This window comes from Streptococcus sp. DAT741 (assembly GCF_009866825.1).
GTDB lineage: Bacteria > Bacillota > Bacilli > Lactobacillales > Streptococcaceae > Streptococcus > Streptococcus ruminantium.
On sequence record NZ_CP019557.1, the window covers coordinates 888,194 to 911,548 of the forward strand.

The following is a 23,355-nucleotide window of genomic DNA, read 5'->3' on the forward strand; positions in this document are numbered from 1 at the left end:
AGCCCTACGGACTGTTTTTTAAGCAAGTTTTGATGCAAGACGTGCTTTATCGCGGCTTGCTTTATTTTTGTGAATCAAACCTTTAGTTTCTGCTTTATCAATTGCTGAGCTAGCAGCACGGAAAAGCTCTTCAGATGGGTTAGCTTCAAATGCTTTGATTGCAGTACGCATAGCTGATTTTTGTGCTGAGTTTTTCGCGTTTTGTTTAACGTTCAATTCAGCGCGTTTGATAGCTGACTTAATGTTTGCCAATGGTTTCACCTCCACCCTTTCTTGTACTAACCATACCATTATATCTGAAAAGATGGGTTTTGACAAGTGAAATTTATTTTTTTAGATAAATTTTGTCAATCTCATGATTTTCAGCCTTATGCAGAATAATATCTGCTCGATTTCTTGTTGGCTCAATGAATTTTTCTAGGTTGGCCAAATTGATATTTTTCCAGGTATTTTGTGCGATGGATAAAATTTCAGGATAGGTCATCTGCGTGAAGCGATGGTAATAATTATTTGGATCATTTTTAGCAAGAGTTAATAATTTTTGGAAACGCTCTAAATACCAGGTTTCAATGTGCTCAACATCTGCATCCACATAGATTGATAAGTCAAAGTAGTCGCTAACGTAGAGTCGTTGGTTTTGTGGATTTTGAAAAACGTTAATCCCTTCAACAATCAAAAAATCTGGAGCCGTTATCTCCTGTGATTCACCAGCAACAATATCGTAGATCTCATGCGAATAGACAGGAATTTGACAATCGTAGCCATTTTTAATCTTATCTAGGAAGTCAATCAAACGTTCCATATCGTATGATTCTGGAAACCCTTTTTTATTCAGTAACTGGCGTTCTTCCAAAATAGCATTTGGATATAAGAAGCCATCTGTTGTTACCAGTTCGACCTTGGCATGTTTAAATGTCCGAGCAATAAGAATTTGCAATAGTCTACTGGTTGTTGATTTACCTACAGCGACACTTCCAGAAACACCGATGATGAAGGGTTGCGGCTTAATCGTCTTTTGTAGAAAGAGACTCTTGGTAAAATTTAAGTCCTTTCTGGCCTTTCGATAGATATGGATGAGGTTGATTAAGGGAAGATAAATATCAGATACTTCATGCAACTGTATACGGTCATTGAAACTTTTTATGGAGTTCAGCTCGCTCTGACTCAAGGGGATAGTTGTTTTACGATGAAGCTGTTGCCAAGTGGTTCGATCAATTTGTTCAAAATTTAAAAATTCATTTTTCATGTGCATGTATTCCTATATCTGGTAAGCGTTTTAAAGATTGTAACCATTCTATCATATTTTTCATACTAAAAAAACTCTTGAAAACGTTTTTAAGAAGTGTTATAATAAACACATGTCCAATATGTATTATGAACAAAATCCTATAGTAGCACATGATATTCATGAAGTCCAGATTCGTTTGCTAGATACCCCAATGTCATTTTGGACAGATGCAGGTGTTTTTAGCAAGAAAATGGTTGATTATGGTAGTCAAGTGCTTTTAAAAACCCTTCATTTTGAAAAAGGGGAATCGGTGCTGGATGTTGGCTGTGGTTATGGTCCCATCGGTTTGACCCTATCCAAGGTTTTCTCTGTGCGGTCTACCCTGATTGACATCAATAGCAGAGCTTTGGATTTGGCTAGAAAAAATGCTGAGAGGAATGGTGTAGCTGCTGAGATTTATCACTCCAATCTTTATGAAAATGTAATTGGAACTTTTCATCATATCGTTTCCAATCCACCAATTCGAGCCGGTAAGATGGTTGTGCATGAAGTAATTGCTGGAGCCTTTCAACACTTAGAGGTAAACGGAACCTTGACGATTGTTATTCAAAAAAAACAAGGGGCTCCGAGTGCTAAAGCTAAGATGGAGGAAGTTTTTGGCAACTGCCAAATTATTAAGAAAGACAAAGGATACTATATCCTTGAAAGCGTGAAAGAATGAGAACAGTTGATTTAATTCAAAAAAAACGAGATGGCTTAGAACTATCTTCTGAGGAAATCAAGTGGTTAGTGGATGGTTATGTAGCCGGTACAGTTCCAGACTATCAGATGGCGGCATTGGCTATGGCTATCTACTTCAAAGGCATGTCGACGCGAGAAATTTCTGATTTGACCATGTCTATGGTTGCTACAGGAGAGCAGATTGACTTGTCAGCCATTCCCGGTATTAAAGTAGACAAACATTCTACTGGAGGGGTAGGTGATAAAGTTACCCTAATTTTGGCACCACTGGTAGCAAGTTTTAATGTTCCAGTAGCCAAGATGAGCGGACGAGGTTTAGGACATACAGGTGGTACTCTTGACAAGCTAGAGTCTATCAAAGGTTATAAAATTGAAGTCAGTCAAGAGGAATTCATCAAACAGGTTCAAAATACTGGTGTTGCTGTCATCGGTCAGTCAGACAATCTCGTCAAAGCTGACAAGTTGCTCTACGCACTCCGTGATGTAACAGCAACGGTTGATACGATTCCGCTGATTGCAAGCTCTGTGATGTCCAAGAAGATTGCAGCTGGTGCTGATGCCATCCTCCTTGACGTGACAGTCGGTGAAGGTGCCTTCATGAAAACAGTCGAAGAGGCGCGTGTGTTGGCTCAGACAATGGTAGATCTTGGAAAAGCAGTAGGGCGTAAAACAGTGGCTGTTCTGACCGATATGTCCCAACCAGTAGGGACGAGCATCGGAAATCGTTTGGAGATTTTAGAAGCTCTTGAAATTCTACAAGGTAGAGGCAGGGAAGATATTACAGAGTTTATCTGTGAACTAGCTCATATTATGTTGGGACTTGCTAATGTAGAAAAAACGGTCGAAGAGGTTCGTCAACATATTGAAAATGGTGCAGCTCTTAAGAAATTTGAAGAGATGGTTGTAGCGCAAGGTGGAGATTTAGAGGATCTTTATCGTCCTGTTCAGGTTGCACATCAGATTCCTGTTTTCGCTGAGGAAGATGGTTACATTGTCGGACTCCCAGCTCTAGAGTTTGGACTTTTCGCCATGAAACTTGGTGCAGGTCGTGCAGTCAAAACAGATTCTTTGGACTATGAAACAGGTGTCGTTTTCCATAAGAAAGTTGGTGAAGCAGTTTCTAAAGGAGAACAGGTTGCGACGATTTATGCCAATGAAAATATTTCGGAAAACATGCTTACAAATTTCCAAAAAAATGTTAAAATAGATAGAGTGAGTGTAAAAACGAAAGAAATTATTGAAATCATTTCTTAATGTACGGAGAAAACTATGAAATTGAATAAATATATTGACCACACGATCTTAAAACCTGAAACCACACAAGAACAAGTTGAGAAGATTCTAGCAGAAGCAAAAGAGTACGATTTTGCTAGTGTATGTGTCAATCCGACATGGGTCGCTTTGGCTGCTGAAAGTTTGAAAGACAGTGATGTAAAAGTTTGTACTGTTATTGGTTTCCCTCTTGGGGCAAATACCCCTGCTGTCAAAGCCTTTGAAACTAAAGATGCTATCGCAAATGGTGCAGATGAGATTGATATGGTTATCAATATCGGTGCTTTGAAATCAGGAAACTACGATTTAGTTTTTGAAGACATTAAGGCTGTGGTTGAGGCAAGCGACAACAAACTTGTTAAGGTAATTATTGAAACGTGCCTTCTGACAGAGGATGAAAAAGTAAAGGCCTGCCAGTTATCACAAGAAGCTGGTGCTGACTATGTTAAAACTTCTACAGGATTTTCTACAGGTGGTGCTACTGTAGCAGATGTTGCCTTGATGAGAAAAACTGTAGGACCAGATTTGGGTGTTAAAGCCTCCGGTGGAGCGCGCTCTTATGAAGATGCTATTGCTTTTATCGAAGCTGGTGCAACTCGTATTGGTGCATCATCAGGCGTTGCTATCATGAATGGAGTGCAGGCGGATGGCGACTACTGATTTAATAAAATTAGCTGTGAGCAATAGCCAGAAGGCTTATGTTCCCTACTCAAAATTTCCTGTTAGTGCAGTTTTGGTGTCAAAAGATGGACAAGTGTTCACGGGGGTAAATATCGAAAATGCTAGCTTTGGATTGACGAACTGCGCCGAGAGAACAGCCATCTTCAAGGCCGTTTCTGAAGGCGTACGAGAGTTTTCAGAAATCATTATATATGGTGAAACAGGAGAGCCCATATCGCCATGTGGTGCCTGTCGTCAGGTAATGGCGGAATTTTTTGAACAGGATTTAAAAGTGACCTTGGTCGCTAAGGATCAATCGACAGTCGAGATGACAGTCGGGGAGTTACTTCCATATTCCTTTACAGACCTCACATAGTCTGTATGACAGTCATTTGACTGTACCATTATTACTCTGCAACTACGGTTGCAAAAAGATTTTAGGAGGGTTCAGAAATGAACAAGAAACTTGTTGGACTTGGTCTAGCAGCTGTTGCGGCTCTATCATTGGCTGCGTGTGGTAACCGTGCTTCAAAAAGCGGTAGCTCAGAATCTTCAAAGTCAGCAGACTCAACTGTCAAGGCTGCTATTGTCACAGACCTTGGTGGTATTGATGACCGTTCGTTCAACCAATCTGCTTGGGAAGGTTTGACAGCTTGGGGGAAAGAAAATAATCTCGAAAAAAATAAAGGTTATGCCTACTTCCAATCAAATAGTGAATCAGACTATGTAACGAACCTTGACTCAGCTGTTTCTGGCGGATACAATCTTGTGTTCGGTATCGGTTTTGCCTTGGAGAGTGCTATTGCAGAAGTTGCTCCAAACAACCCTAAGACACATTATGTAATTGTGGATAGCACTGTTCCAAATCAAGACAATGTTGCCAGTGTTGGCTTTGCAGACCATGAAGCATCATATCTTGCAGGTGTTGCAGCAGCTAAATCAACCAAAACAAACCATGTAGGTTTCATTGGTGGTATGCAAGGTGTTATCATCGACCGCTTTGAAGCTGGTTTTGTTGCAGGTGCTAAATCTGTGAATAAAGATATTAAGATTACAGTAGATTATGCTGGTTCATTCGGTGATGCAGCTAAAGGTCAAACAATTGCTGCGACTCAATATGCAGCAGGTGCTGATGTTATTTTCCATGCTTCAGGTGGTACTGGTAACGGTGTATTTGCTGCGGCGAAAGCAGAAAATGCTACTCGTAATGAAGCAGATAAGGTATGGGTAATCGGTGTTGACCGTGACCAATCAGCAGAAGGTGCATATAAGTCTAAAGATGGAAAAGAATCCAACTTTGTTCTGGCATCAACTTTGAAACAAGTTGGTACTTCTGTTAAAAATATTGCAAACCAAGCCCTTAAAGGTGAGTTTCCTGGTGGAAAAGTTCTCCAATTCAAATTGGCTGATGGTGGTGTAGAATTGGCTGAAACAAACCTTTCATCAGAAGCTTCTAAAGCAGTTGCTGATGCTAAAAAAGCTATCCTAGACGGTAAAGTGGAAGTTCCAGAAAAACCTTAAATACTTTTTTAGACTATTCCGACTCGGCGACCTGACGGGTCGCCGTTTTTGGTTGAGATTTCTCTCAGTAAAGCCTATCAATGTACCGTGATGGTAGGTTTCACTGACAAAAATGATATGGTCTTTGGAACATTTTACGAGTCACATAGACCCTGATCAATGTTTCGGAAGACTGTAGTCAGAAAGGAAATAGATTATGACAAAGGATTATGTCATTGAGATGCGCAATATCACCAAAATATTTGGTGAGTTTGTTGCAAATGACCACATCAATTTAAATGTCAGACGTGGTGAAATTCATGCCCTTCTCGGTGAAAATGGGGCAGGAAAGTCTACTCTGATGAATATGCTTGCTGGTTTGTTGGAACCTACAAGCGGTGAAATTGCTATCAATGGTCAATCTGTAAAGATTGATTCTCCCTCTAAGGCAGCGCAATTGGGGATTGGTATGGTTCACCAACATTTCATGCTGGTTGATGCTTTTACAGTTGCTGAGAATATTATTCTTGGATCCGAGACCACCAAAGGTGGAGTGATTGACCTTAAGAAAGCTATTGCTGAAATTAAGGAACTCTCTGCTAAGTATGGTCTTGAAGTTGATCCCACAGCTAGAGTTGCGGATATTTCTGTTGGTGCTCAGCAGCGTGTAGAAATCCTTAAAACCCTCTATCGTGGTGCAAATCTTTTAATTTTTGATGAGCCTACAGCCGTTTTAACTCCAGCAGAAATTGCAGAGCTTTTAAAGATTATGAAAGCCTTGGTAGAGGAAGGAAAATCTATTATTTTAATCACGCACAAGCTGGATGAAATACGCGCAGTTGCTGACAGTGTAACGGTTATCCGTCGTGGTAAGTCGATTGAAACAGTTGCCGTAGAAGGTGCTACTAACCAAGATTTGGCAGAGTGGATGGTTGGTCGTTCTGTATCTTTCAAGACAGAGAAGATAAAAGCCAATCCAAAAGAAGTCATTTTATCAATTAAAGATTTAGTAGTAAATGAAAACCGAGGGATCCCAGCGGTCAAAGGTTTATCCCTAGATGTTCGTGCAGGTGAAGTTGTTGGTATAGCTGGGATTGATGGTAACGGTCAAAGTGAACTAATCCAGGCCATTACTGGTCTGCGGAAGGTGAAATCTGGTTCTATCACTATCAAGGGTGAAGAAGTTGTCGGCAAAACACCACGTAAGATTACAGAAATGCAAGTTAGTCATGTGCCAGAAGATCGCCATCGTGATGGCCTTGTCCTTCCGATGACTGTAGCAGAAAATATTTCCTTACAAACATATTATAAAGAGCCGATTTCTAAAAATGGTATTTTGAACTATGGTACTATTAACGAGAAGGCACGCTCGTTGATGGAAGAGTTTGATGTTCGTGGTGCTAGTGAATTGGTTCCGGTTAAGGCACTTTCGGGTGGTAACCAGCAAAAAGCTATTATTGCCCGCGAGATTGACCGCAACCCAGACCTCCTCATTGTCAGTCAGCCAACACGTGGTTTGGATGTCGGTGCTATCGAATATATTCGTAAACGTCTCATAGCAGAACGTGATAAGGGTAAGGCTGTTCTTGTTGTCAGCTTCGAACTGGATGAAATATTGGATGTATCAGATAGAATTGCTGTTATCCATGATGGGGTCATCCATGGGATTGTTGAACCTGCTAAGACCAATAAACAAGAATTGGGTGTATTGATGGCAGGTGGACATATTGAGAAGGGAGAAGAACATGCTTAAAAAATATAAGAATTTAACTCTTCCAATGTTGGCGGTGGTCAGTGGTATCCTACTTGGAGCGATTGTCATGCTTGTGTTTGGTTACGATCCAATTTGGGGTTATGAAGAGTTATTCTATTCGGCTTTCGGTAATATCAAGTCTATTGGTGAAATTTTCCGTGCGATGGCACCTCTTGTATTTACCGCTCTTGGTTTTGCTGTGGCTAGTCGTGCAGGCTTCTTTAATGTTGGTCTTTCAGGTCAAGCATATGTTGGTTGGGTTTTTGCAGGCTGGTTCGCTCTGGCGAATCCGGATTTGCCACGTCCAGTCTTAATTTTTGCAACAGTTGTGATTGCAATGTTGGCCGGTGGTATCGCTGGTGCCATTCCCGGTGTCCTTCGTGCTTATTTAGGAACGAGTGAAGTTATCGTTACCATTATGATGAACTATATCTTGCTCTATTCATGTAATTACATCATCCGTGATGTTTTTGCAGATAATTTGATGAAAAATACAGATTCGACTATCAACGTATCAGCTAATGCTTCTTATCAGACAGAATGGCTTCGTGCATTGACGGATAATTCTCGAATGAATATTGGTATCTTTTTTGCCCTTATCGCAGTTTTTGTTATTTGGTTCCTATTAACGAAGACAACACTTGGTTTTGAAATTCGTTCGGTAGGTCTCAATCCGACAGCTTCTGATTATGCTGGTATGTCTGCCAAGCGTACCATTATTCTGTCTATGATTATTTCAGGTGCTCTTGCTGGTCTCGGTGGTGCCATTCAAGGTTTGGGGACGTTCCAAAATGTTTATATCCAAAGTGGTAACTTGGACATCGGTTTTAATGGGATGTCTGTAGCGCTCTTGGCCTCAAATTCACCGCTCGGTATCCCACTAGCTGCCTTCCTTTTTGGGGTCTTGTCAGTAGGTTCTCCAGGTATGGTTCGGGCACAGATTCCGCCAGAATTGATTAACGTAGTCACTGCGTCTATCATCTTCTTCATCGGTGTGAAATTCATTTTTGAACAGTTGTTAAAATCTAGAAATAAAGCGAAAGGAGCGAAATAAGATGAATGTTTCAATGCTTGCCTTACTCATTTCGCAAATGCTGATTTATTCTGCACCTTTGATTTTTACCAGTCTTGGAGGAGTTTTCTCTGAGCGCGGTGGTATCGTAAACGTTGGTCTAGAAGGAATCATGGTGATTGGTGCCTTTGCTGGTGTTGTATTCAACATTGAGTTTGCAGAAACTTTTGGTAAAGCGACTCCATTGGTGGCAGTTTTGGTCGGTGGTTTAGCCGGTATCCTATTTGCTGCTATCCATGCGATGGCAACGATTAACTTCCGTGCGGATCATGTTGTGTCTGGTACTGTACTGAATTTGCTTGCACCTGCGCTAAGCGTCTTTCTTGTAAAAGTTATGTATCACAAGGGACAGACTGATAGCATAACACAATCATTTGGGAAGTTTTCATTCCCTATCTTGGCTGACATCCCTATCATCGGAGATATTTTCTTCAAAAATACTAGTTTGATGGGGTATGTTGCCATTGCAACAGCCTTTGTGGCATGGTTTGTCCTCTATAAAACAAAGTTTGGTTTGCGTCTTCGCTCAGTGGGTGAACACCCACAAGCTGCAGATACCTTAGGTATCAATGTCTATGCCATGCGTTATGCAGGGGTTTTGCTAGCTGGTTTTCTAGGTGGTGTTGGTGGTGCCGTAAGTGCCCAGTCAGTTAATATCAATTTTTCTGCTACGACAATTGTTGGTTCAGGTTTTATAGCCTTAGCGGCAGTTATCTTTGGTAAATGGAACCCGATCGGTGCCATGCTTGCTAGTCTATTCTTTGGACTTTCACAAAGTTTGGCAGTAATTGGTAGTCAGTTGCCTGGTTTGAAGGATATTCCAACTGTTTATCTTCAAATTGCACCCTATCTTGTGACAGTGATTGCGCTATCTGCCTTCTTTGGTAAAGCAGTAGCTCCTAAAGCAGATGGAATTAACTACATCAAGTCTAAGTAATCATATAATCTCAACTTCGGTTGAGATTTTTATTTATGGCTTCGAGCCAGTTTTTCTCGTAGAGAAAAACAAGAAAAGAGGTTGGGACAATAGTCCAATCTCATATATAAAAAGCGAACAAATCAAGATTCTGATTGTCAGAAAACTAGTTTTGTTCGCTTTTTTTGTTCAATTATAAATCTAAAGGACTTGATAATTGAGATTTTCAAAATTGAAAATCTTTTTGTCCCAAGCTCCTGACAAGGCTTTGAGCTTCCATTTCTTTTTCCTGATATAATCTAATTGTTCAGGTTAGATAAGGAGGAAAAAGAAATGGCTAAAACCAGTTACAGTTTATCACATACTAAATGGATGTGCAAATATCATATAGTTTTCACACCTAAGTATCGTAGAAAATCTATCTACTACAAATAAGACAAGACTTGATTGATATTTTCCGTCATCTATGCAAATATAAAGTATAAGTATGGAAATCGAAAGTTTTGGGCAAGGGGTTACTACGTCAGTACAGTCGGATTAAATGAAAAAACTGTTGCGAAGTACATTCGCGAACAGGAGAAAGACGACATTGTACTTGATAAGTTGAGTGTTAAAGAATATGAAGATCCGTTTTCGGATGGCGGATTCAGAACACGATAAAAGTCCGTTGTTACGGGCATTAGTCAAGTAATAAAAGCACTAACCTGAACGAAGTTCAGCGAACGCCTTTAGGTGTTGCTGGAGGAAAACGGCTTATAGCCGGTGTACAAGCCACCCGTTTTCACGGGTGGTTATGACTATGCTTGAAAGTAGAAAAAGGCAGACCGTTAGGTCCACCCTCTCTCAGGCTTGATGATTAGTTTTTAACACCTGCTGCAATTTCTGGCTTAGCAAAAGCATCGTCAATAATATCTTTCAATTGTTTAGCAGAAGCTTGCATTTTTTGCAATTCAGCTTCGCTCAATGGGATGTTAACTGGGCGAACAATACCATGTGCACCGATGATAGCAGGTTGACCGATGAAAACATCTTCGACACCTTCGTATTGACCTGCTTGGTAAACAGACAATGGAAGTACAGCATTTTCATCATCAAAGATTGCCTTAGTGATACGAGCAAGGGCAACACCGATACCATAATAAGTAGCACCTTTTTTATTGATGATGGAGTAAGCTGCATCACGAACAGATACAAACAAATCAACAAGACCTTGTTCATCAATGTCGCGGTTGTCTTGCAACCAGTCGTACAATTTCACACCGGCAACGTTAGCATGAGACCAAACAGCAAATTCTGAGTCACCATGCTCACCCATGATGTAGGCATGGACAGAACGAGCATCAATACCGATTTTTTCAGCTAATGCTTGACGGAAACGAGCTGAATCAAGTGAAGTACCTGAACCAATAACACGTTCTTTAGGGAAACCAGAGAATTTCCAAGTTGAATACGTCAAAACATCAACTGGGTTAGCTGCAACAAGGAAGATACCATTGAAACCAGACTTAACAATTTCAGTAACGATTTGTTGGTTAATGCGAAGGTTTTTCTCCACCAATTCGAGACGAGTTTCACCTGGTTTTTGTGGCAAGCCAGCTGTCAATACGACAAGGTCTGCATCATGAGCATCTGAGTACTCAGCAGAATAGATTTTTTTAGGGAATGTGAAAGCTAATGCGTGGCTCAAGTCCTCTGCATCACCTTGAGTGCGGTCTTTGTTAATATCAATAATACCCAATTCTTGGCCAATACCTTGGTTGACAAGAGCGTATGCATAAGCAGAACCTACAGCACCGTCACCGACAAGAATTACTTTTTTATGTTGTTTAGTTGCAGTCATCGCTAAACATCTCCTTAGTTTTATTTGGGGACGAATTCATCCCAACCATAATCCATTCTAGCATGTTTTGTATTTTTTGTCACTTGTGAAAGCGGTTTTGAAAATGTTTACATGCCATTTCCAACAAAGAAATTTACTTCACAATGTGATATAATAGAAGCACAATGACTGTTGAAAGAGGCATATAATGCAAGATAAGAATTTAGTGACGGTTAATCTGACCAAGGAGATGAAATCATCCTTTATTGACTATGCGATGAGTGTTATCGTTTCGCGTGCTCTTCCAGATGTACGTGATGGTCTGAAGCCCGTGCACCGCCGTATTTTATACGGAATGAATGAACTAGGAATTACACCAGATAAGCCACATAAAAAATCTGCCCGTATTACAGGGGATGTTATGGGTAAGTATCATCCACATGGTGACAGTGCCATTTATGAAGCTATGGTTCGTATGGCGCAATGGTGGAGTTATCGTCACATGCTGGTAGATGGCCATGGAAACTTTGGTTCTATGGATGGTGATGGTGCTGCTGCCCAACGTTACACAGAGGCTCGTATGAGCAAGATTGCGTTGGAGATGCTTCGTGATATTAACAAGAATACAGTTAATTTTGCCGACAACTATGATGCTAGCGAACGGGAGCCGGAAGTATTGCCAGCTCGTTTCCCAAATCTATTAGTTAATGGTACAACTGGTATTGCTGTGGGGATGGCAACCAACATTCCTCCTCACAACTTGGGAGAAACAATTGAAGCAGTTAAATTGGTGATGGACAATCCAGAGGTGACAACGCGTGAAATCATGGAAGTCCTACCTGGTCCGGATTTTCCAACCGGTGCTCTTGTTATGGGGAAATCAGGTATTCATCGTGCCTATGAAACTGGTAAGGGATCCATTGTTCTGCGTTCTCGCACGGAGATTGAAGAATATGGAAATGGTCGCGAACGGATTGTTGTTACAGAGTTTCCTTACATGGTCAACAAATCCAAGGTCCAAGAGCATATCGTCAAGCTGGTGCAGGAAAAGCGTATTGAAGGGATTACAGCAGTTCGTGACGAGTCCAACCGTGAGGGGGTTCGCTTTGTTATTGAGGTACGCAGAGATGCGTCTGCTAATGTTATCTTGAACAATCTTTTCAAGCAAACTCAACTGCAGACTAATTTTAGCTTCAATATGTTGGCTATTCAAAATGGTGTACCAAAGATTTTATCTGTTCGCCAGATTTTAGAGTCCTACATTGAACACCAAAAAGAAGTAGTTACCCGCCGTACGCAGTTTGATAAGGAAAAAGCGGAAGCGCGCGCCCATATTTTGGAAGGGTTGCTGATTGCTCTTGATCATATTGATGAAGTAATCCGTATTATTCGCAATTCAGAGACGGATGCGATTGCACAAGCTGAATTGATGACTAAGTTTCATTTGTCAGAGCGTCAAAGTCAAGCTATCCTTGATATGCGTCTCCGTCGTCTGACAGGTTTGGAACGTGATAAGATTCAATCCGAATATGATGAACTGATTGCCTTGATTGCTGACTTGACTGATATTTTAGCTAAGCCTGAGCGTGTTGTTTATATCATTAAAGAAGAATTAGAAGAAGTGAAGCGTAAGTACGCTGATAGTCGTCGTACAGAATTGATGGTTGGTGAAGTTCTTTCTCTCGAAGATGAGGATCTGATTGAAGAAACAGATGTCCTAATCACCCTGTCAAACCAAGGCTATATCAAACGCTTGGCTCAAGATGAGTTTCAAGCACAAAAACGTGGTGGACGTGGTGTACAAGGTACAGGTGTTAAAGATGATGATTTTGTACGTGAATTGGTATCCACTAGTACTCATGATCGTCTCCTTTTCTTTACAAATAAGGGGCGTGTTTATCGATTGAAAGGTTATGAAATCCCTGAGTATGGTCGTACTGCCAAGGGACTTCCGGTAGTTAATCTGCTCAAGCTAGAAGAGAACGAGTCTATTCAGACCATTATCAATGTGACGAAAGATCAAGAAGCAGATTGTTACCTATTTTTTGCAACTCGTCAAGGTGTAGTTAAACGTACCAGTGTTTCAGAATTTGCTAATATCCGTCAGAGCGGTTTGAAGGCTTTGAATCTGAAAGAATATGATGAACTTATTAACGTATTCTTGACAAATGGGCAGGCAGATGTTATCATGGGAACCAAATTTGGTTATTCCGTTCGATTTGCGGAAACAGCCGTCCGCAATATGGGACGAACAGCAACAGGTGTGCGTGGTATCACCCTTCGTGATGGAGACCAATTGGTTGGAGCTACCATGATTTCGGATGAACAAGAAGTTCTTGTCTTGACTGAAAAGGGCTTTGGGAAGCGCACTCCAGCTAGTGAGCACCCTACAAAAGGACGTGGTGGTAAGGGGATTAAAACCCTTAAAGTTGCTGAGAAAAATGGTCCGCTTGCAGGGCTGACAACCGTTTCTGGTGCTGAGGATATTATGGTAATCACAGATACTGGTGTCATTATTCGTACAAGTGTGGCTAATATCTCACAAACCGGTCGCTCTACCATGGGTGTTAAGGTAATGCGTCTCAATGATGAAGCGAAAATTATGACTTTTGCCTTGGTTGAAGCTGCTGAGATTAAAGAGGAAAAGGAATAAGCAGTCATGTCTAAACGTGAAAAGAAGAAGCGAAAGGGTTCTTTTTGGCGTAAACTTCTAACAGTTTTATTGGTATTGATTTCTCTGGCTTTGATATTTAATGCTCCTATCCGTAATTTTATCATTGGATGGAATACCAATAAATATCAAATCAAAAATGTTACTACAGAGGATATTGAGAAAAATAAACAAGCTGAAACGACTTTTGATTTTAATCAAGTTGAATCCGTTTCGACAGAGGCTATTTTGAAAGCCCAATGGGAAGCACAGCGTCTACCGGTAATTGGTGGAATTGCCGTTCCAGAACTTGGTATCAATCTTCCTATTTTTAAAGGTGTCTTTAATACCTCTCTTATGTACGGTGCAGGTACAATGAAGGAAAATCAGGAAATGGGAAAGGGGAATTATGCGTTAGCCAGTCATCATATTTTTGGAGTAACTGGTGCAGCGGACGTTCTTTTCTCACCGCTTGATCGTGCCAAAAATGGTATGAAGATTCATATTACCGATAAGACAACCGTCTATACGTATGTAATCGATAGTGTGCAGATTGTTCCTCCGGAAAGTGTACATGTTATTGACGATGTTGCTGGAAGAACAGAGATTACCTTGGTAACATGTACTGATTATTATGCTACAGAACGTATCATTGTAAAGGGAGTTCTTGAGTCAACAACTCCATACAAACAGTCACCAAAGGAAGTATTGGATGCATTTACAAAGAGCTACAATCAGTATGACTATGGTCAATAGGATTGGCTCGCCCCAACACTCTTAATTCCTAACGAGTAGGATAGTGGCTAATTGGTGCAGACTGTGGTAGTCGGTTTTTAAGGCGAATACAGTAAATTAACTTTGTGGGGGTGGTACAGAATTACTATTCTAATTCTGTACCACCCCTATTTTTTATCCACCTTACGAATAAATAAGTGAGGAGGAAATTATGTATCAAATTGATTTTAAAGAAGAATCTCTGCTCCCTCGTGAACGTCTTATGGAAGTAGGGGCTGAACGACTTAGTAATCAAGAATTATTAGCTATTTTTATTCGAACCGGAACAAAAAAAGAGCCTGTTTCCATTCTTTCCAATAATTTATTAAATCGCTTGGAGAACTTGGCGGCTTTAAGAGAATTGTCTATAGAAGAATTGCAGACTTTAACAGGAATCGGTCGTGTGAAAGCAATTGAAATCAAGGCCATGATTGAGTTGGGAAAACGGATCAACCAGTCTGAATTGCTCTTAAATGAACATATCTTGGGTAGTGAGAAGCTTGGGCGCAAGATGATCCAAGAACTCGGTGATAAGAAACAAGAACATCTGCTTGCTCTTTATCTAAATACACAAAATCAGATTATCAGTCAAAAGACTATTTTTATTGGTAGTGTTAACCGCAGTATTGCAGAACCACGTGAAATTTTGCATTATGCAGTCAAATGCATGGCAACATCTATTATTATCGTGCACAATCATCCATCGGGTTCAGTGCAACCTAGTAAAAATGATTTACTTTTCACAGAGAATTTAAAAAAATCCTGCGAAACGCTAGGATTGGTTTTATTAGACCACTTAATTGTAGGTTGCAAGGGGTATTATTCTTTTAGGGAAGAAAGTGAGTTATTTTAAATAGTCGTTTTAATAGTTTTGACGGGATAATGTCGTACATAGGAAATCAAGAGAGAGCTTTTTGTAGTATAGTGAGCTATACAAGGAAAGCTTTAAATAAAATGTAAGATTGTCCATCATGGTGTAACAGCTTGAAATATGATATTAAAAAACTGAATTGCAAAGTTATCATTTTAACATGGATAAAAATGTTATAGTAGATAAGGTACTTTTAGTTGGGATATTGAGTTGAAGAGAGCATGATTAAATTGTTCTAAAATAAAACAAGTGGAGCAATTTTAAAACCAGTCTATGTTTTGAGGACTGGTTTTGGTTATTTTTAGAAAAACTAGCTGCACGATAGACAGTGCAGCATGCGATAGGTTTTATTCGTGGGTTCATTTTCTGACATGCACCAATCATTATCCTTTGCGTATAAAGTAGAGCAAGGTTTGTAACTCGCTAGTCAAATCAACATATTGTACAACTACATCTTTTGGTACAGAGAGATTAACTGGTGAAAAACTGAGGATACCCTTAATACCAGCTTCAACAAGGATGTCTGTTACCTCCTGAGCTTTGATGCTCGGTACCGTTAAGATAGCTGTTTGTGAGTTGGCCTCTTGAATACGATCTTTAATATCTGAAATGGCATGAATAGGAATATTTTCGTCTATAGTGCCGACCGCAGGGCTGTCATCGGCCTCGAATGCCATGACAATCTTCATTTTATTCCGTTCGTGAAAGCGGTAGTGAAGCAAGGCGCGTCCCATATTTCCAACACCAACTAATATCACATTGGTAATGGAAGTATCGTTTAAAATATCCGCAAAAAAATCCATCAGCTCCTTGACATTGTAGCCAAAACCGCGCCGACCGAGTTCTCCAAAGTAAGAAAAATCACGGCGCACAGTTGCGGAATCTATGCCAATGGCTTCGGCGATTTCTTTAGAACTAGCTTTTTCAATATTACCTGCATAAAAACGCTTGAAAATACGGTAGTAAAGGGATAGACGTTTGGCAGTAGCGCGTGGAATATCTGATTTTTTATCGTTTTTCACTTTGGACTCCTTTATTTTTTATATCGATGATTCGTATGTTAAATAATTCTTTCCTCTATTCTAGTCCAAGTTTGTGAAAAAATCAACAGATTGATTTTAAAAAAGACCAAACAGAGAACCTGTTTAGTCTAGTGTCTGTAAATAAAGATAGAGGTCACCGATTGTTCCTTTGAAATCCAATTCCTTCCCATCTTTGATAATGCTAGAGATAGGATAGTAATCCGGTAGAGTAAGGCAACCAGAGAAGGCTAAAACTGCTGCCTCCTTATTTTCAAATGTCTGGCTACGCTCTTTTTTATAAGCATCACGATAATGGACTTCAATCATTTTTATGCTTCTTTCGTAAAGATGTCACGATCAATCAAGCTATCCATAAGGAAGTAAAACTTTTCCTGAATGACCTTATTGCTCTCTGGTTTAAAAATGTTAACCAAGTGTAGACCGGATTTATCTGTGATATTGATTTTAAAACCTGTCAAGTCCTGATTGATAATAATTTTTAAGAGGAAACCCTGGTTTGAGTTTGGAATTTCTTCCAGAAGACGAGTCAGTTGATAATGTCCTGCTTTGGTTTGTTCAAACGTATTGTCACGCAGTGTATATTTTTTGACAACAGGACTAATATGATAAGTAAAGTTACAATCTTTCAAGGTAACAGATTTTTGGAATGCCATTTTTAACCTCCAATTATTTTTTTTAATTCTACGATAAGAGTATCTATTTCTTGTTTTGTGTTGGTTTCTGAAAGGCTGATACGGATAGACTCCTTCAACCGAGGAGATTCTTTTCCATACATAGCTTCCAATACATGGCTGTTTTGAACAATGCCAGCAGTACAGGCAGAACCGCTAGATACAGCAATACCGACTAGATCTAATTGCATAAGTAGTTGTTCGTTTAGCTTGCCTGGGAAACCAATATTGAGGATATGGGGGAGATGGGGGCCAGACTGATTGATATAATAGTCTAATCCATGTAACCCTTCAATAAGTTGTTTTCTGAGTTGACTGATGTAGTTGCTATTTTTGTCTAATTCGGTAATTTGCTCCGTTAGAGCAGTTGCCATAGCAGCAATGGCTGGGAGATTTTCGGTTCCTGCTCGATGTTGAGCTTCCTGCTTTCCACCATGGATTAAGGAGTCGAACCGGTGAATTTTACTGTATAGAAAACCACTTCCTTTCGGGCCATGGAATTTATGGCCTGCAGCAGTAAGAAAATCAATCCCGTATTCAATCGGGTGTAGCTCTACCTTTCCAACAGCTTGGACAGCATCAACATGAAAGACAGCTTGATGCCCAGAGAGAACTTGACCAATTTCCTTAATGGGAAGTAGTTGCCCAGTTTCATTATTGGCGAACATAACACTGACAAGGATAGTATCTGGTCGTAGGGCTTTTTTTATTTGTTGAGCAGTGATGACCTGATCTATCGGCTGAATATAGGTTACCTCAAAACCAAAATGTTCTTCTAAGTACTGCATGGTATGAAGGACGGCATGATGTTCAATAGCTGTTGTAATCAGGTGTTTGCCCTTATCTTTATGAGCAAGGGCATAACCCTTGATCGCTAAATTATTCGCTTCGGAACCGCCGGAGGTAAAAATGAGCTGATCGGGCGAAACAGCTAAAACTTGGGCAATATCCTGACGTGCCTGACGAAGAATTTGGTTAGCATTGCGGCCAGCATGGTGAATACTGGATGGGTTGCCATAACTTTCTTGAGCAACTTCCATCATTCGTTGGAGAGCAATGGGAGAAGCGGGAGTGGTTGCTGCATGGTCTAAATAAATCAAAAAGTAGACTCCTAGTTTTCTTTTATCGGATTAGTAAACTTGAAGAGTGGGCTGAGCGGCTGATGTTCTTGAATACGGTGAATTGCATTTGCGATTAAGTCACTAGCTGTTAAGAAGGCAATGTTCTTTGGATGTTGCTCCTTGCTAGAAACAGAGTCGGTCACTAGGATTTCTTTGATTGGCGCTTCGTCTAGTAACTGCGCGGCTGTTCCTGCAAAGAGGCCATGGCTGGCAACAGCATAAATTTCAGTAGCTCCACCTTCTTGTACAATTTTTGAAGCTTGTGAAAAGGTGCGACCAGTATTGAGAATGTCATCTACCAAGATCGCTTTTTTACCAGCCACATCGCCGATGATGTATCCTTCGGAACGCTCAGAATCATCTTGAGCATAATCAATAATAGCAATCGGAGCATTTAAAAATTCTGCGATATTGCGAGCACGTTTGATACCTGAGTTTTTAGGGCTAACAATGACCACATCTTCTTTGCAAAGACCTTTTTCCATATAGTAGTGAGCAAAGAGAGGCTCAGTAAGGAGATTGTCTACTGGAATATCAAAGAAACCTTGGATTTGTGAAGCATGTAAATCAAGAGTTAATACGCGATCTACGCCAGCTTTAACTAGCATATTGGCAACTAACTTAGCTGTAATTGGTTCACGTGGAGAAGCAGTACGATCTTGACGCGCATAGCCAAAATAAGGGATAACAGCAGTGACGGTGTTAGCACTAGCGCGTTTACATGCATCGATCATAATCAATAGTTCCCACAGGTGGTTATTGACCGGATAACTAGTTGATTGGATGATGTAAACATCTACGCCACGTACAGATTCTTCAATGTTAATTTGGATTTCTCCATCTGAAAACTGACGAGAAGAAAGTTTCCCAAGAGGAATTCCAGCAGACTCTGCAATTTTTTCAGCAATGTCGCGATTGCTATTGAGTGAGAATAATTTTACGTTGTGTTCACCGAGAGGTTGCACCATTTTCAAGTAACTCCTTTAATACACTGAGCTTTTATGAAGATCATAAAAGTATTTTTTACAATAGATAATTTTATTTTACCAAAAAATTGAAAAATTTTCAGCAGAGAAATAAAAAATCAGTCCTATTGAACTGATTTTTTATAGGCAGCTGTTCGAGCAACTTTGCTGCTGGCATATTTGAATTGGATAGATTTTTTTTTGAGAAATTCATCAAATAGAATTTTCCCTTCATCGGCATCTGTAACCTCAACTTCTAGCTCGTAGTCTGTTTGATCAAGATAATCATTTTTATCCAGAGCCATGAGCCCGATAGATGTCTCTTTTTCATAGCGCTCAGTGGTTAAGCTACCCCAGACAGCAAGTCTATTGAGAGGAATAGCGGTGATTGAAATAATATCTGCAATCTGACCTGTTGGAAGTTGAAAATGTGTAAGTAAGGCTCTAGCGGTCTGAATATCCAGAGCTTGATTGTATTCTTGGTTGCCAATTTCCTGAGGAATTTTTAATGTTAGCTCTGCCATTTCTTCAAAGGTACGAATTCGGAGAGAAAGACGGTTATTTTTCAGATCAAAGTCTGGGGTATCAATATAGTGATTGGTTTGAAAAACGGGATTTACATCAGAAAAATCAGGCAAGAGGCGTTTGTATTCCGATTTGGTCAATAGTGTTTTGTACTCGATTTCTAGATGGTTTTTCATGCAGTAAACCCTTTCATATGTTATAATAGATTAGTCTTTGTGTTATCTTAACACTCTTTGAAAATCAAAATGAAATCTTGTTACTTCGTCTTGATGAGTGTCTTATCTGATGGAGGACTTTAGCTGCTGCTTGAAATTTAAAAAGTAGTAGAGTTCCATCTTTGACTTTATTGCTCATCTATTTTTGATTTTTTATTGAGTATAATACAATTTAAAAGTTTTGACAAGAAAGGGATCATATGGATTTTAATTGGGAAGAATTTTTAGACCCTTACATCCAGACAGTTGGCGAACTGAAGATCAAATTGCGAGGAATTCGTAAGCAGTATCGGAAGGCCAATCAGCATTCTCCAATTGAGTTTGTAACAGGACGAGTGAAGCCAATTGAGTCTATTAAAGAAAAGATGACCTTGAGACACATAAAATTGGAAAATCTTGCTCAAGATATGCAGGACATTGCTGGTCTTCGGATTATGGTCCAATTTGTTGATGATATAGAAGAAGTTCTAGCGATTTTAAGGAAACGAAAAGATATGCAGATTGTTCATGAGCGGGACTATATCAATCACATGAAGGCTTCTGGCTATCGTTCTTATCATGTAGTGATTGAGTACCCAGTGGACACCATAAATGGTAATGAGACGGTTTTGGCAGAGATTCAAATTCGTACCCTATCCATGAACTTTTGGGCAACGATTGAACACTCTCTCAATTACAAATATAGGGGAAACTTTCCCGAAGAAATCAAGAAGCGCTTGGAAGTTACAGCGAAAATTGCCTATGAATTAGATGAGGAGATGCGAAAAATCCGCAACGATATACAGGAAGCGCAGGTCTTATTTGATCCTGGCTATCGTAAACTGAATGATGGTGTTGGAAATAGTGATGATACAGATGAAGAATACAGGTAGAAAAAAAATCGCTCTGCTTGCAAGTCGAAATCCTAAGAGTGAAGCAGTGTCCAGAGAATTGTGGACAAAATTAAGGGAAGCAAATTTTATTTTAACCGCAAAAAATCCAGATATTGTCATCTCTATTGGAGGTGATGGGATGTTGTTATCAGCTTTTCATAAGTATGAGAAGTTGATTGATCGTGTCCGTTTTGTTGGTATTCACACGGGACATTTAGGATTTTATACGGATTATCGTGATTTTGAAGTTGATAAGCTGATTGAGAATCTCAAGCTTGATACGGGTGCACGAGTTTCCTATCCAATCTTAAATATTAAGGTCAAGATGACAGATGATCGGACGATTGAGGCGCGTGCTCTGAATGAAGCGACTATCAAGCGCTTATCTAAGACCATGGTCGCAGATATTATCATCAACAACGTTCCCTTTGAACGTTTTCGAGGTGATGGGATTTCGGTGTCTACTCCGACAGGCTCAACAGCTTATAACAAGTCCCTTGGTGGCGCTGTCTTACATCCGACAATTGAAGCCTTGCAGATTGCTGAGGTGGCTAGTTTGAACAATCGTGTTTATCGAACGTTGGGTTCCTCTATTGTTGTCCCCAAAAAGGATAAGATTGTGATAGAGCCTAAACACAATGACCGTTACTCGATTGCAGTAGACAATAAGACTTTCACTTACGACAATATCAAAACCATTGAGTATCAGATTGATAATAGCAAGATTCATTTTGTTGCTACCTCAAGCCATACTAGTTTTTGGAATAGGGTCAAAGATGCTTTTATTGGAGAGGTGGAGTGATGCGCTTTGAATATATAGCTGACCAGCATATAAAAATCAAGACATTTCTTAAAAAATATGGTGTTTCCAAGAGTCTACTCGCCAAAATTAAGTACATGGGTGGCAATATCTGGGTCAACGATATAGAACGCAATGCAACTTACTTGCTTGATATTGGAGATAGAGTTACAATTGATATACCGGCTGAGGAGGATGTTACGGGAAGTTTGAAACCGATTTCCTTTCCACTGGACATTGTTTATGAAGATGACCATTTCTTGGCTATCAATAAACCAGTTGGTTATGCATCAATTCCATCTGTTTTACATTCCTCAACGATTGCTAATTTTGTCAAGGGATACTTGATTGCTCAGGATTATGAAAATAAGCAGGTTCACATTGTAACGCGTCTGGATAGAGATACTTCTGGTGTGATGCTGTTTGCAAAGCATGGCTATGCCCATGCTCGTCTGGATAAACAGTTGCAGGCGAAATCGATTCAGAAACGTTACTATGCTCTAATCAAGGGAAATGGAGTCTTGAAAGTTCAAGGTGATATTATTGCTCCGATTGGGCGACCAGAAGATAGTATTATTACTCGCTGTGTGACCAATACGGGGAAGTATGCCCATACTTCCTATCGTGTTGTCCAATCATGGAATGACATTCATTTAGTAGATATTCAACTCCATACAGGTCGAACGCATCAAATTCGTGTTCATTTTGCTCACATTGGTTTTCCATTGCTGGGAGATGACATGTATGGAGGGAGTTTAGAATGTGGGATAGAGCGTCAGGCTCTGCATTGTCATCATTTGGTCTTTGACAATCCTTTTTCAGCCGAAAGGATTGATTTGGAAGTGCCCCTTCCAGATGATTTTCAGGCTATTATCAATCAGTTAACAAGTAAATAATTTTAAGGAGTTTGTTCATGAAAATTTTTGAGCAATTAGCTATAAAGCTAGAGGGTAAAAAAGTTCGTATCGTATTGCCAGAAGGCGAAGAACCACGCATCTTGCAAGCGACAAAGCGTTTGGTTAATGAATCAGATGTAGTACCAGTCTTGCTTGGAAACCCTGAACGTATTAAAATTTACCTAGACATCGAAGGGATTACAGAAGGTTTTGAAATTATTGACCCTGCTCACTATGACAAGTATGATGAGATGGTAGCAGCATTGGTGGAGCGCCGTAAGGGCAAAGTGACTGAAGAACAAGCACATGAATTGTTGAAAGATGTGAACTACTTCGGTGTGATGCTGGTCTATATGGGGGTTGTAGAAGGAATGGTTTCAGGTGCCATTCATTCTACAGCTTCAACAGTTCGTCCAGCCCTCCAGATTATCAAAACCGAGCCAGGAGTGTCTAAGACGTCGGGAGCTTTCTTGATGGTCAAAGGTGAAGAACGTTATATTTTTGGTGATTGTGCGATTAACATTGACCCGGATGCTCAAACACTTGCAGAGATTGCGATTAACTCGGCTCGTACTGCTAAGATGTTTGGTATTGATCCCAAAGTGGCCATGCTCAGCTATTCGACAAAGGGCTCAGGTTCAGGGCCTAAGGTTGATAAGGTTGTAGAAGCGACCAAGATTGCTCAGAAATTGCGTCCAGAGTTAGATTTGGATGGGGAATTGCAATTTGATGCAGCTTTTGTTCCAACGACTGGAAAGTTGAAGGCACCAGGTTCAAATGTAGCAGGTCAGGCAACAGTATTTATTTTCCCAGGTATCTCAGCAGGTAATATTGGTTACAAGATTGCAGAGCGTATGGGTGGTTTTGCTGCAGTTGGTCCTGTTTTGCAGGGACTTAATCAGCCTGTAAACGACCTGTCTCGTGGTTGTAATCCGGATGATGTTTACAATTTGACCTTGATTACTGCGGTTCAAGCCTTGGAGCACCGTTAA

24 protein-coding genes and 1 pseudogene are annotated in these 23,355 nt (G+C 40.1%); 16 read left to right on the plus strand and 9 right to left on the minus strand.

Annotated elements, in window-relative coordinates:
• Positions 1-18 precede the first annotated feature (18 nt).
• Together rpsT and coaA are read right to left on the minus strand one after the other, a co-directional pair.
• The gene (gene rpsT / locus BZG42_RS04275; protein WP_075098301.1) at positions 19-267 is read right to left on the minus strand and encodes a 30S ribosomal protein S20; all 249 of its coding nucleotides are present in this window, start codon (positions 265-267) and stop codon (positions 19-21) included.
• 58 nt (positions 268-325) lie between these two features.
• Positions 326-1,246 (minus strand): type I pantothenate kinase, encoded by a 921-nt coding sequence (coaA, locus tag BZG42_RS04280; protein ID WP_024531701.1) that lies wholly within the window; start codon positions 1,244-1,246, stop codon positions 326-328.
• A 112-nt stretch (positions 1,247-1,358) separates the two neighbouring features.
• On the opposite strand from coaA, the gene BZG42_RS04285 reads away from it, so the two are divergent.
• The 9 genes and pseudogenes from BZG42_RS04285 to BZG42_RS04325 all read left to right on the plus strand — a co-directional run bounded on the left by BZG42_RS04285 (position 1,359) and on the right by BZG42_RS04325 (position 9,802).
• Complete coding sequence (locus BZG42_RS04285; protein ID WP_120171599.1) at positions 1,359-1,949, plus strand: class I SAM-dependent methyltransferase; 591 nt, start codon at positions 1,359-1,361, stop codon at positions 1,947-1,949.
• Positions 1,946-3,223: a pyrimidine-nucleoside phosphorylase gene (locus BZG42_RS04290; protein WP_120171600.1), complete on the plus strand. Its 1,278-nt coding sequence runs from the start codon at positions 1,946-1,948 to the stop codon at positions 3,221-3,223. Before BZG42_RS04285 ends, BZG42_RS04290 begins: the two co-directional genes overlap by 4 nt.
• Before the next feature lie 15 nt (positions 3,224-3,238).
• On the plus strand, positions 3,239-3,901 hold the full coding sequence (gene deoC / locus BZG42_RS04295) for a deoxyribose-phosphate aldolase (RefSeq protein ID WP_155962911.1): 663 nt from the start codon (positions 3,239-3,241) through the stop codon (positions 3,899-3,901).
• A complete protein-coding gene (locus tag BZG42_RS04300) occupies positions 3,888-4,277 on the plus strand; it encodes a cytidine deaminase (protein ID WP_024531705.1) in 390 nt (129 codons plus the stop codon). The genes deoC and BZG42_RS04300 overlap by 14 nt, the downstream gene beginning before the upstream one ends.
• A gap of 77 nt (positions 4,278-4,354) precedes the next feature.
• The gene (locus BZG42_RS04305; protein WP_024531706.1) at positions 4,355-5,422 is read left to right on the plus strand and encodes a BMP family lipoprotein; all 1,068 of its coding nucleotides are present in this window, start codon (positions 4,355-4,357) and stop codon (positions 5,420-5,422) included.
• Between the two features lie 196 nt (positions 5,423-5,618).
• Positions 5,619-7,154: an ABC transporter ATP-binding protein gene (locus BZG42_RS04310; protein ID WP_155962912.1), complete on the plus strand. Its 1,536-nt coding sequence runs from the start codon at positions 5,619-5,621 to the stop codon at positions 7,152-7,154.
• Positions 7,147-8,208, plus strand: a complete 1,062-nt coding sequence (locus tag BZG42_RS04315; protein WP_024531707.1) for an ABC transporter permease — start codon at positions 7,147-7,149, stop codon at positions 8,206-8,208. Before BZG42_RS04310 ends, BZG42_RS04315 begins: the two co-directional genes overlap by 8 nt.
• 1 nt (position 8,209) lies before the next feature.
• Positions 8,210-9,163, plus strand: a complete 954-nt coding sequence (locus tag BZG42_RS04320) for an ABC transporter permease (protein WP_024531708.1) — start codon at positions 8,210-8,212, stop codon at positions 9,161-9,163.
• A gap of 312 nt (positions 9,164-9,475) precedes the next feature.
• Positions 9,476-9,802, plus strand: a pseudogene (locus BZG42_RS04325) (transposase).
• Positions 9,803-9,998: 196 nt separating this feature from the next.
• Here the strand turns inward: BZG42_RS04325 and BZG42_RS04330 are convergent.
• Positions 9,999-10,982 carry an L-lactate dehydrogenase gene (locus BZG42_RS04330; RefSeq protein WP_024532867.1) on the minus strand — a complete coding sequence of 328 codons (984 nt, stop codon included), beginning with the start codon at positions 10,980-10,982 and terminating at the stop codon, positions 9,999-10,001.
• A gap of 187 nt (positions 10,983-11,169) precedes the next feature.
• On the opposite strand from BZG42_RS04330, the gene gyrA reads away from it, so the two are divergent.
• The 3 genes from gyrA (at position 11,170) to radC (ending at position 15,238) form a co-directional block, all read left to right on the plus strand.
• Positions 11,170-13,614, plus strand: coding sequence for a DNA gyrase subunit A (gene gyrA, locus BZG42_RS04335; RefSeq protein WP_155996294.1), 2,445 nt, complete (start codon positions 11,170-11,172; stop codon positions 13,612-13,614).
• A 6-nt stretch (positions 13,615-13,620) separates the two neighbouring features.
• On the plus strand, positions 13,621-14,367 hold the full coding sequence (locus BZG42_RS04340) for a class A sortase (RefSeq protein WP_024532869.1): 747 nt from the start codon (positions 13,621-13,623) through the stop codon (positions 14,365-14,367).
• A gap of 190 nt (positions 14,368-14,557) precedes the next feature.
• Positions 14,558-15,238, plus strand: a complete 681-nt coding sequence (radC, locus tag BZG42_RS04345; protein ID WP_155996295.1) for a RadC family protein — start codon at positions 14,558-14,560, stop codon at positions 15,236-15,238.
• Between the two features lie 401 nt (positions 15,239-15,639).
• Here the strand turns inward: radC and BZG42_RS04350 are convergent, their stop codons facing one another.
• The 6 genes from BZG42_RS04350 to BZG42_RS04375 form a co-directional block, all read right to left on the minus strand.
• Positions 15,640-16,278, minus strand: a complete 639-nt coding sequence (locus BZG42_RS04350) for a redox-sensing transcriptional repressor Rex (RefSeq protein ID WP_024532871.1) — start codon at positions 16,276-16,278, stop codon at positions 15,640-15,642.
• Between the two features lie 123 nt (positions 16,279-16,401).
• Positions 16,402-16,605, minus strand: a complete 204-nt coding sequence (locus BZG42_RS04355) for a DUF4649 family protein (protein ID WP_024532872.1) — start codon at positions 16,603-16,605, stop codon at positions 16,402-16,404.
• A gap of 2 nt (positions 16,606-16,607) precedes the next feature.
• Positions 16,608-16,952 carry a DUF1831 domain-containing protein gene (locus tag BZG42_RS04360; protein WP_024532873.1) on the minus strand — a complete coding sequence of 115 codons (345 nt, stop codon included), beginning with the start codon at positions 16,950-16,952 and terminating at the stop codon, positions 16,608-16,610.
• A gap of 2 nt (positions 16,953-16,954) precedes the next feature.
• Positions 16,955-18,070, minus strand: coding sequence for a cysteine desulfurase family protein (locus BZG42_RS04365; RefSeq protein ID WP_024532874.1), 1,116 nt, complete (start codon positions 18,068-18,070; stop codon positions 16,955-16,957).
• 11 nt (positions 18,071-18,081) lie between these two features.
• Positions 18,082-19,059: a ribose-phosphate diphosphokinase gene (locus tag BZG42_RS04370; protein WP_024532875.1), complete on the minus strand. Its 978-nt coding sequence runs from the start codon at positions 19,057-19,059 to the stop codon at positions 18,082-18,084.
• 122 nt (positions 19,060-19,181) lie between these two features.
• The gene (locus BZG42_RS04375) at positions 19,182-19,757 is read right to left on the minus strand and encodes a CYTH domain-containing protein (RefSeq protein ID WP_120171606.1); all 576 of its coding nucleotides are present in this window, start codon (positions 19,755-19,757) and stop codon (positions 19,182-19,184) included.
• A 239-nt stretch (positions 19,758-19,996) separates the two neighbouring features.
• On the opposite strand from BZG42_RS04375, the gene BZG42_RS04380 reads away from it, so the two are divergent.
• The 4 genes from BZG42_RS04380 to pta are packed head-to-tail and all read left to right on the plus strand — an operon-like array spanning position 19,997 to position 23,355.
• Complete coding sequence (locus BZG42_RS04380; protein WP_024532877.1) at positions 19,997-20,668, plus strand: GTP pyrophosphokinase; 672 nt, start codon at positions 19,997-19,999, stop codon at positions 20,666-20,668.
• Positions 20,652-21,470: an NAD kinase gene (locus BZG42_RS04385; RefSeq protein ID WP_024532878.1), complete on the plus strand. Its 819-nt coding sequence runs from the start codon at positions 20,652-20,654 to the stop codon at positions 21,468-21,470. The genes BZG42_RS04380 and BZG42_RS04385 overlap by 17 nt, the downstream gene beginning before the upstream one ends.
• The gene (locus BZG42_RS04390; RefSeq protein WP_024532879.1) at positions 21,470-22,363 is read left to right on the plus strand and encodes an RluA family pseudouridine synthase; all 894 of its coding nucleotides are present in this window, start codon (positions 21,470-21,472) and stop codon (positions 22,361-22,363) included. The genes BZG42_RS04385 and BZG42_RS04390 overlap by 1 nt, the downstream gene beginning before the upstream one ends.
• A gap of 17 nt (positions 22,364-22,380) precedes the next feature.
• Complete coding sequence (pta, locus tag BZG42_RS04395; protein WP_024532880.1) at positions 22,381-23,355, plus strand: phosphate acetyltransferase; 975 nt, start codon at positions 22,381-22,383, stop codon at positions 23,353-23,355.

What these genes read in the sequence shown, in the direction of transcription:
- coaA (WP_024531701.1), bottom strand. Translation starts at nt 1,246, where the DNA reads ATGAAAAATGAATTTTTAAATTTTGAACAAATTGATCGAACCACTTGG.
- BZG42_RS04285 (WP_120171599.1), top strand. Translation starts at nt 1,359, where the DNA reads ATGTCCAATATGTATTATGAACAAAATCCTATAGTAGCACATGATATT.
- BZG42_RS04290 (WP_120171600.1), top strand. Translation starts at nt 1,946, where the DNA reads ATGAGAACAGTTGATTTAATTCAAAAAAAACGAGATGGCTTAGAACTA.
- deoC (WP_155962911.1), top strand. Translation starts at nt 3,239, where the DNA reads ATGAAATTGAATAAATATATTGACCACACGATCTTAAAACCTGAAACC.
- BZG42_RS04300 (WP_024531705.1), top strand. Translation starts at nt 3,888, where the DNA reads ATGGCGACTACTGATTTAATAAAATTAGCTGTGAGCAATAGCCAGAAG.
- BZG42_RS04305 (WP_024531706.1), top strand. Translation starts at nt 4,355, where the DNA reads ATGAACAAGAAACTTGTTGGACTTGGTCTAGCAGCTGTTGCGGCTCTA.
- BZG42_RS04310 (WP_155962912.1), top strand. Translation starts at nt 5,619, where the DNA reads ATGACAAAGGATTATGTCATTGAGATGCGCAATATCACCAAAATATTT.
- BZG42_RS04315 (WP_024531707.1), top strand. Translation starts at nt 7,147, where the DNA reads ATGCTTAAAAAATATAAGAATTTAACTCTTCCAATGTTGGCGGTGGTC.
- BZG42_RS04320 (WP_024531708.1), top strand. Translation starts at nt 8,210, where the DNA reads ATGAATGTTTCAATGCTTGCCTTACTCATTTCGCAAATGCTGATTTAT.
- BZG42_RS04330 (WP_024532867.1), bottom strand. Translation starts at nt 10,982, where the DNA reads ATGACTGCAACTAAACAACATAAAAAAGTAATTCTTGTCGGTGACGGT.
- gyrA (WP_155996294.1), top strand. Translation starts at nt 11,170, where the DNA reads ATGCAAGATAAGAATTTAGTGACGGTTAATCTGACCAAGGAGATGAAA.
- BZG42_RS04340 (WP_024532869.1), top strand. Translation starts at nt 13,621, where the DNA reads ATGTCTAAACGTGAAAAGAAGAAGCGAAAGGGTTCTTTTTGGCGTAAA.
- radC (WP_155996295.1), top strand. Translation starts at nt 14,558, where the DNA reads ATGTATCAAATTGATTTTAAAGAAGAATCTCTGCTCCCTCGTGAACGT.
- BZG42_RS04355 (WP_024532872.1), bottom strand. Translation starts at nt 16,605, where the DNA reads ATGATTGAAGTCCATTATCGTGATGCTTATAAAAAAGAGCGTAGCCAG.
- BZG42_RS04360 (WP_024532873.1), bottom strand. Translation starts at nt 16,952, where the DNA reads ATGGCATTCCAAAAATCTGTTACCTTGAAAGATTGTAACTTTACTTAT.
- BZG42_RS04370 (WP_024532875.1), bottom strand. Translation starts at nt 19,059, where the DNA reads ATGGTGCAACCTCTCGGTGAACACAACGTAAAATTATTCTCACTCAAT.
- BZG42_RS04375 (WP_120171606.1), bottom strand. Translation starts at nt 19,757, where the DNA reads ATGAAAAACCATCTAGAAATCGAGTACAAAACACTATTGACCAAATCG.
- BZG42_RS04380 (WP_024532877.1), top strand. Translation starts at nt 19,997, where the DNA reads ATGGATTTTAATTGGGAAGAATTTTTAGACCCTTACATCCAGACAGTT.
- BZG42_RS04385 (WP_024532878.1), top strand. Translation starts at nt 20,652, where the DNA reads ATGAAGAATACAGGTAGAAAAAAAATCGCTCTGCTTGCAAGTCGAAAT.
- BZG42_RS04390 (WP_024532879.1), top strand. Translation starts at nt 21,470, where the DNA reads ATGCGCTTTGAATATATAGCTGACCAGCATATAAAAATCAAGACATTT.
- pta (WP_024532880.1), top strand. Translation starts at nt 22,381, where the DNA reads ATGAAAATTTTTGAGCAATTAGCTATAAAGCTAGAGGGTAAAAAAGTT.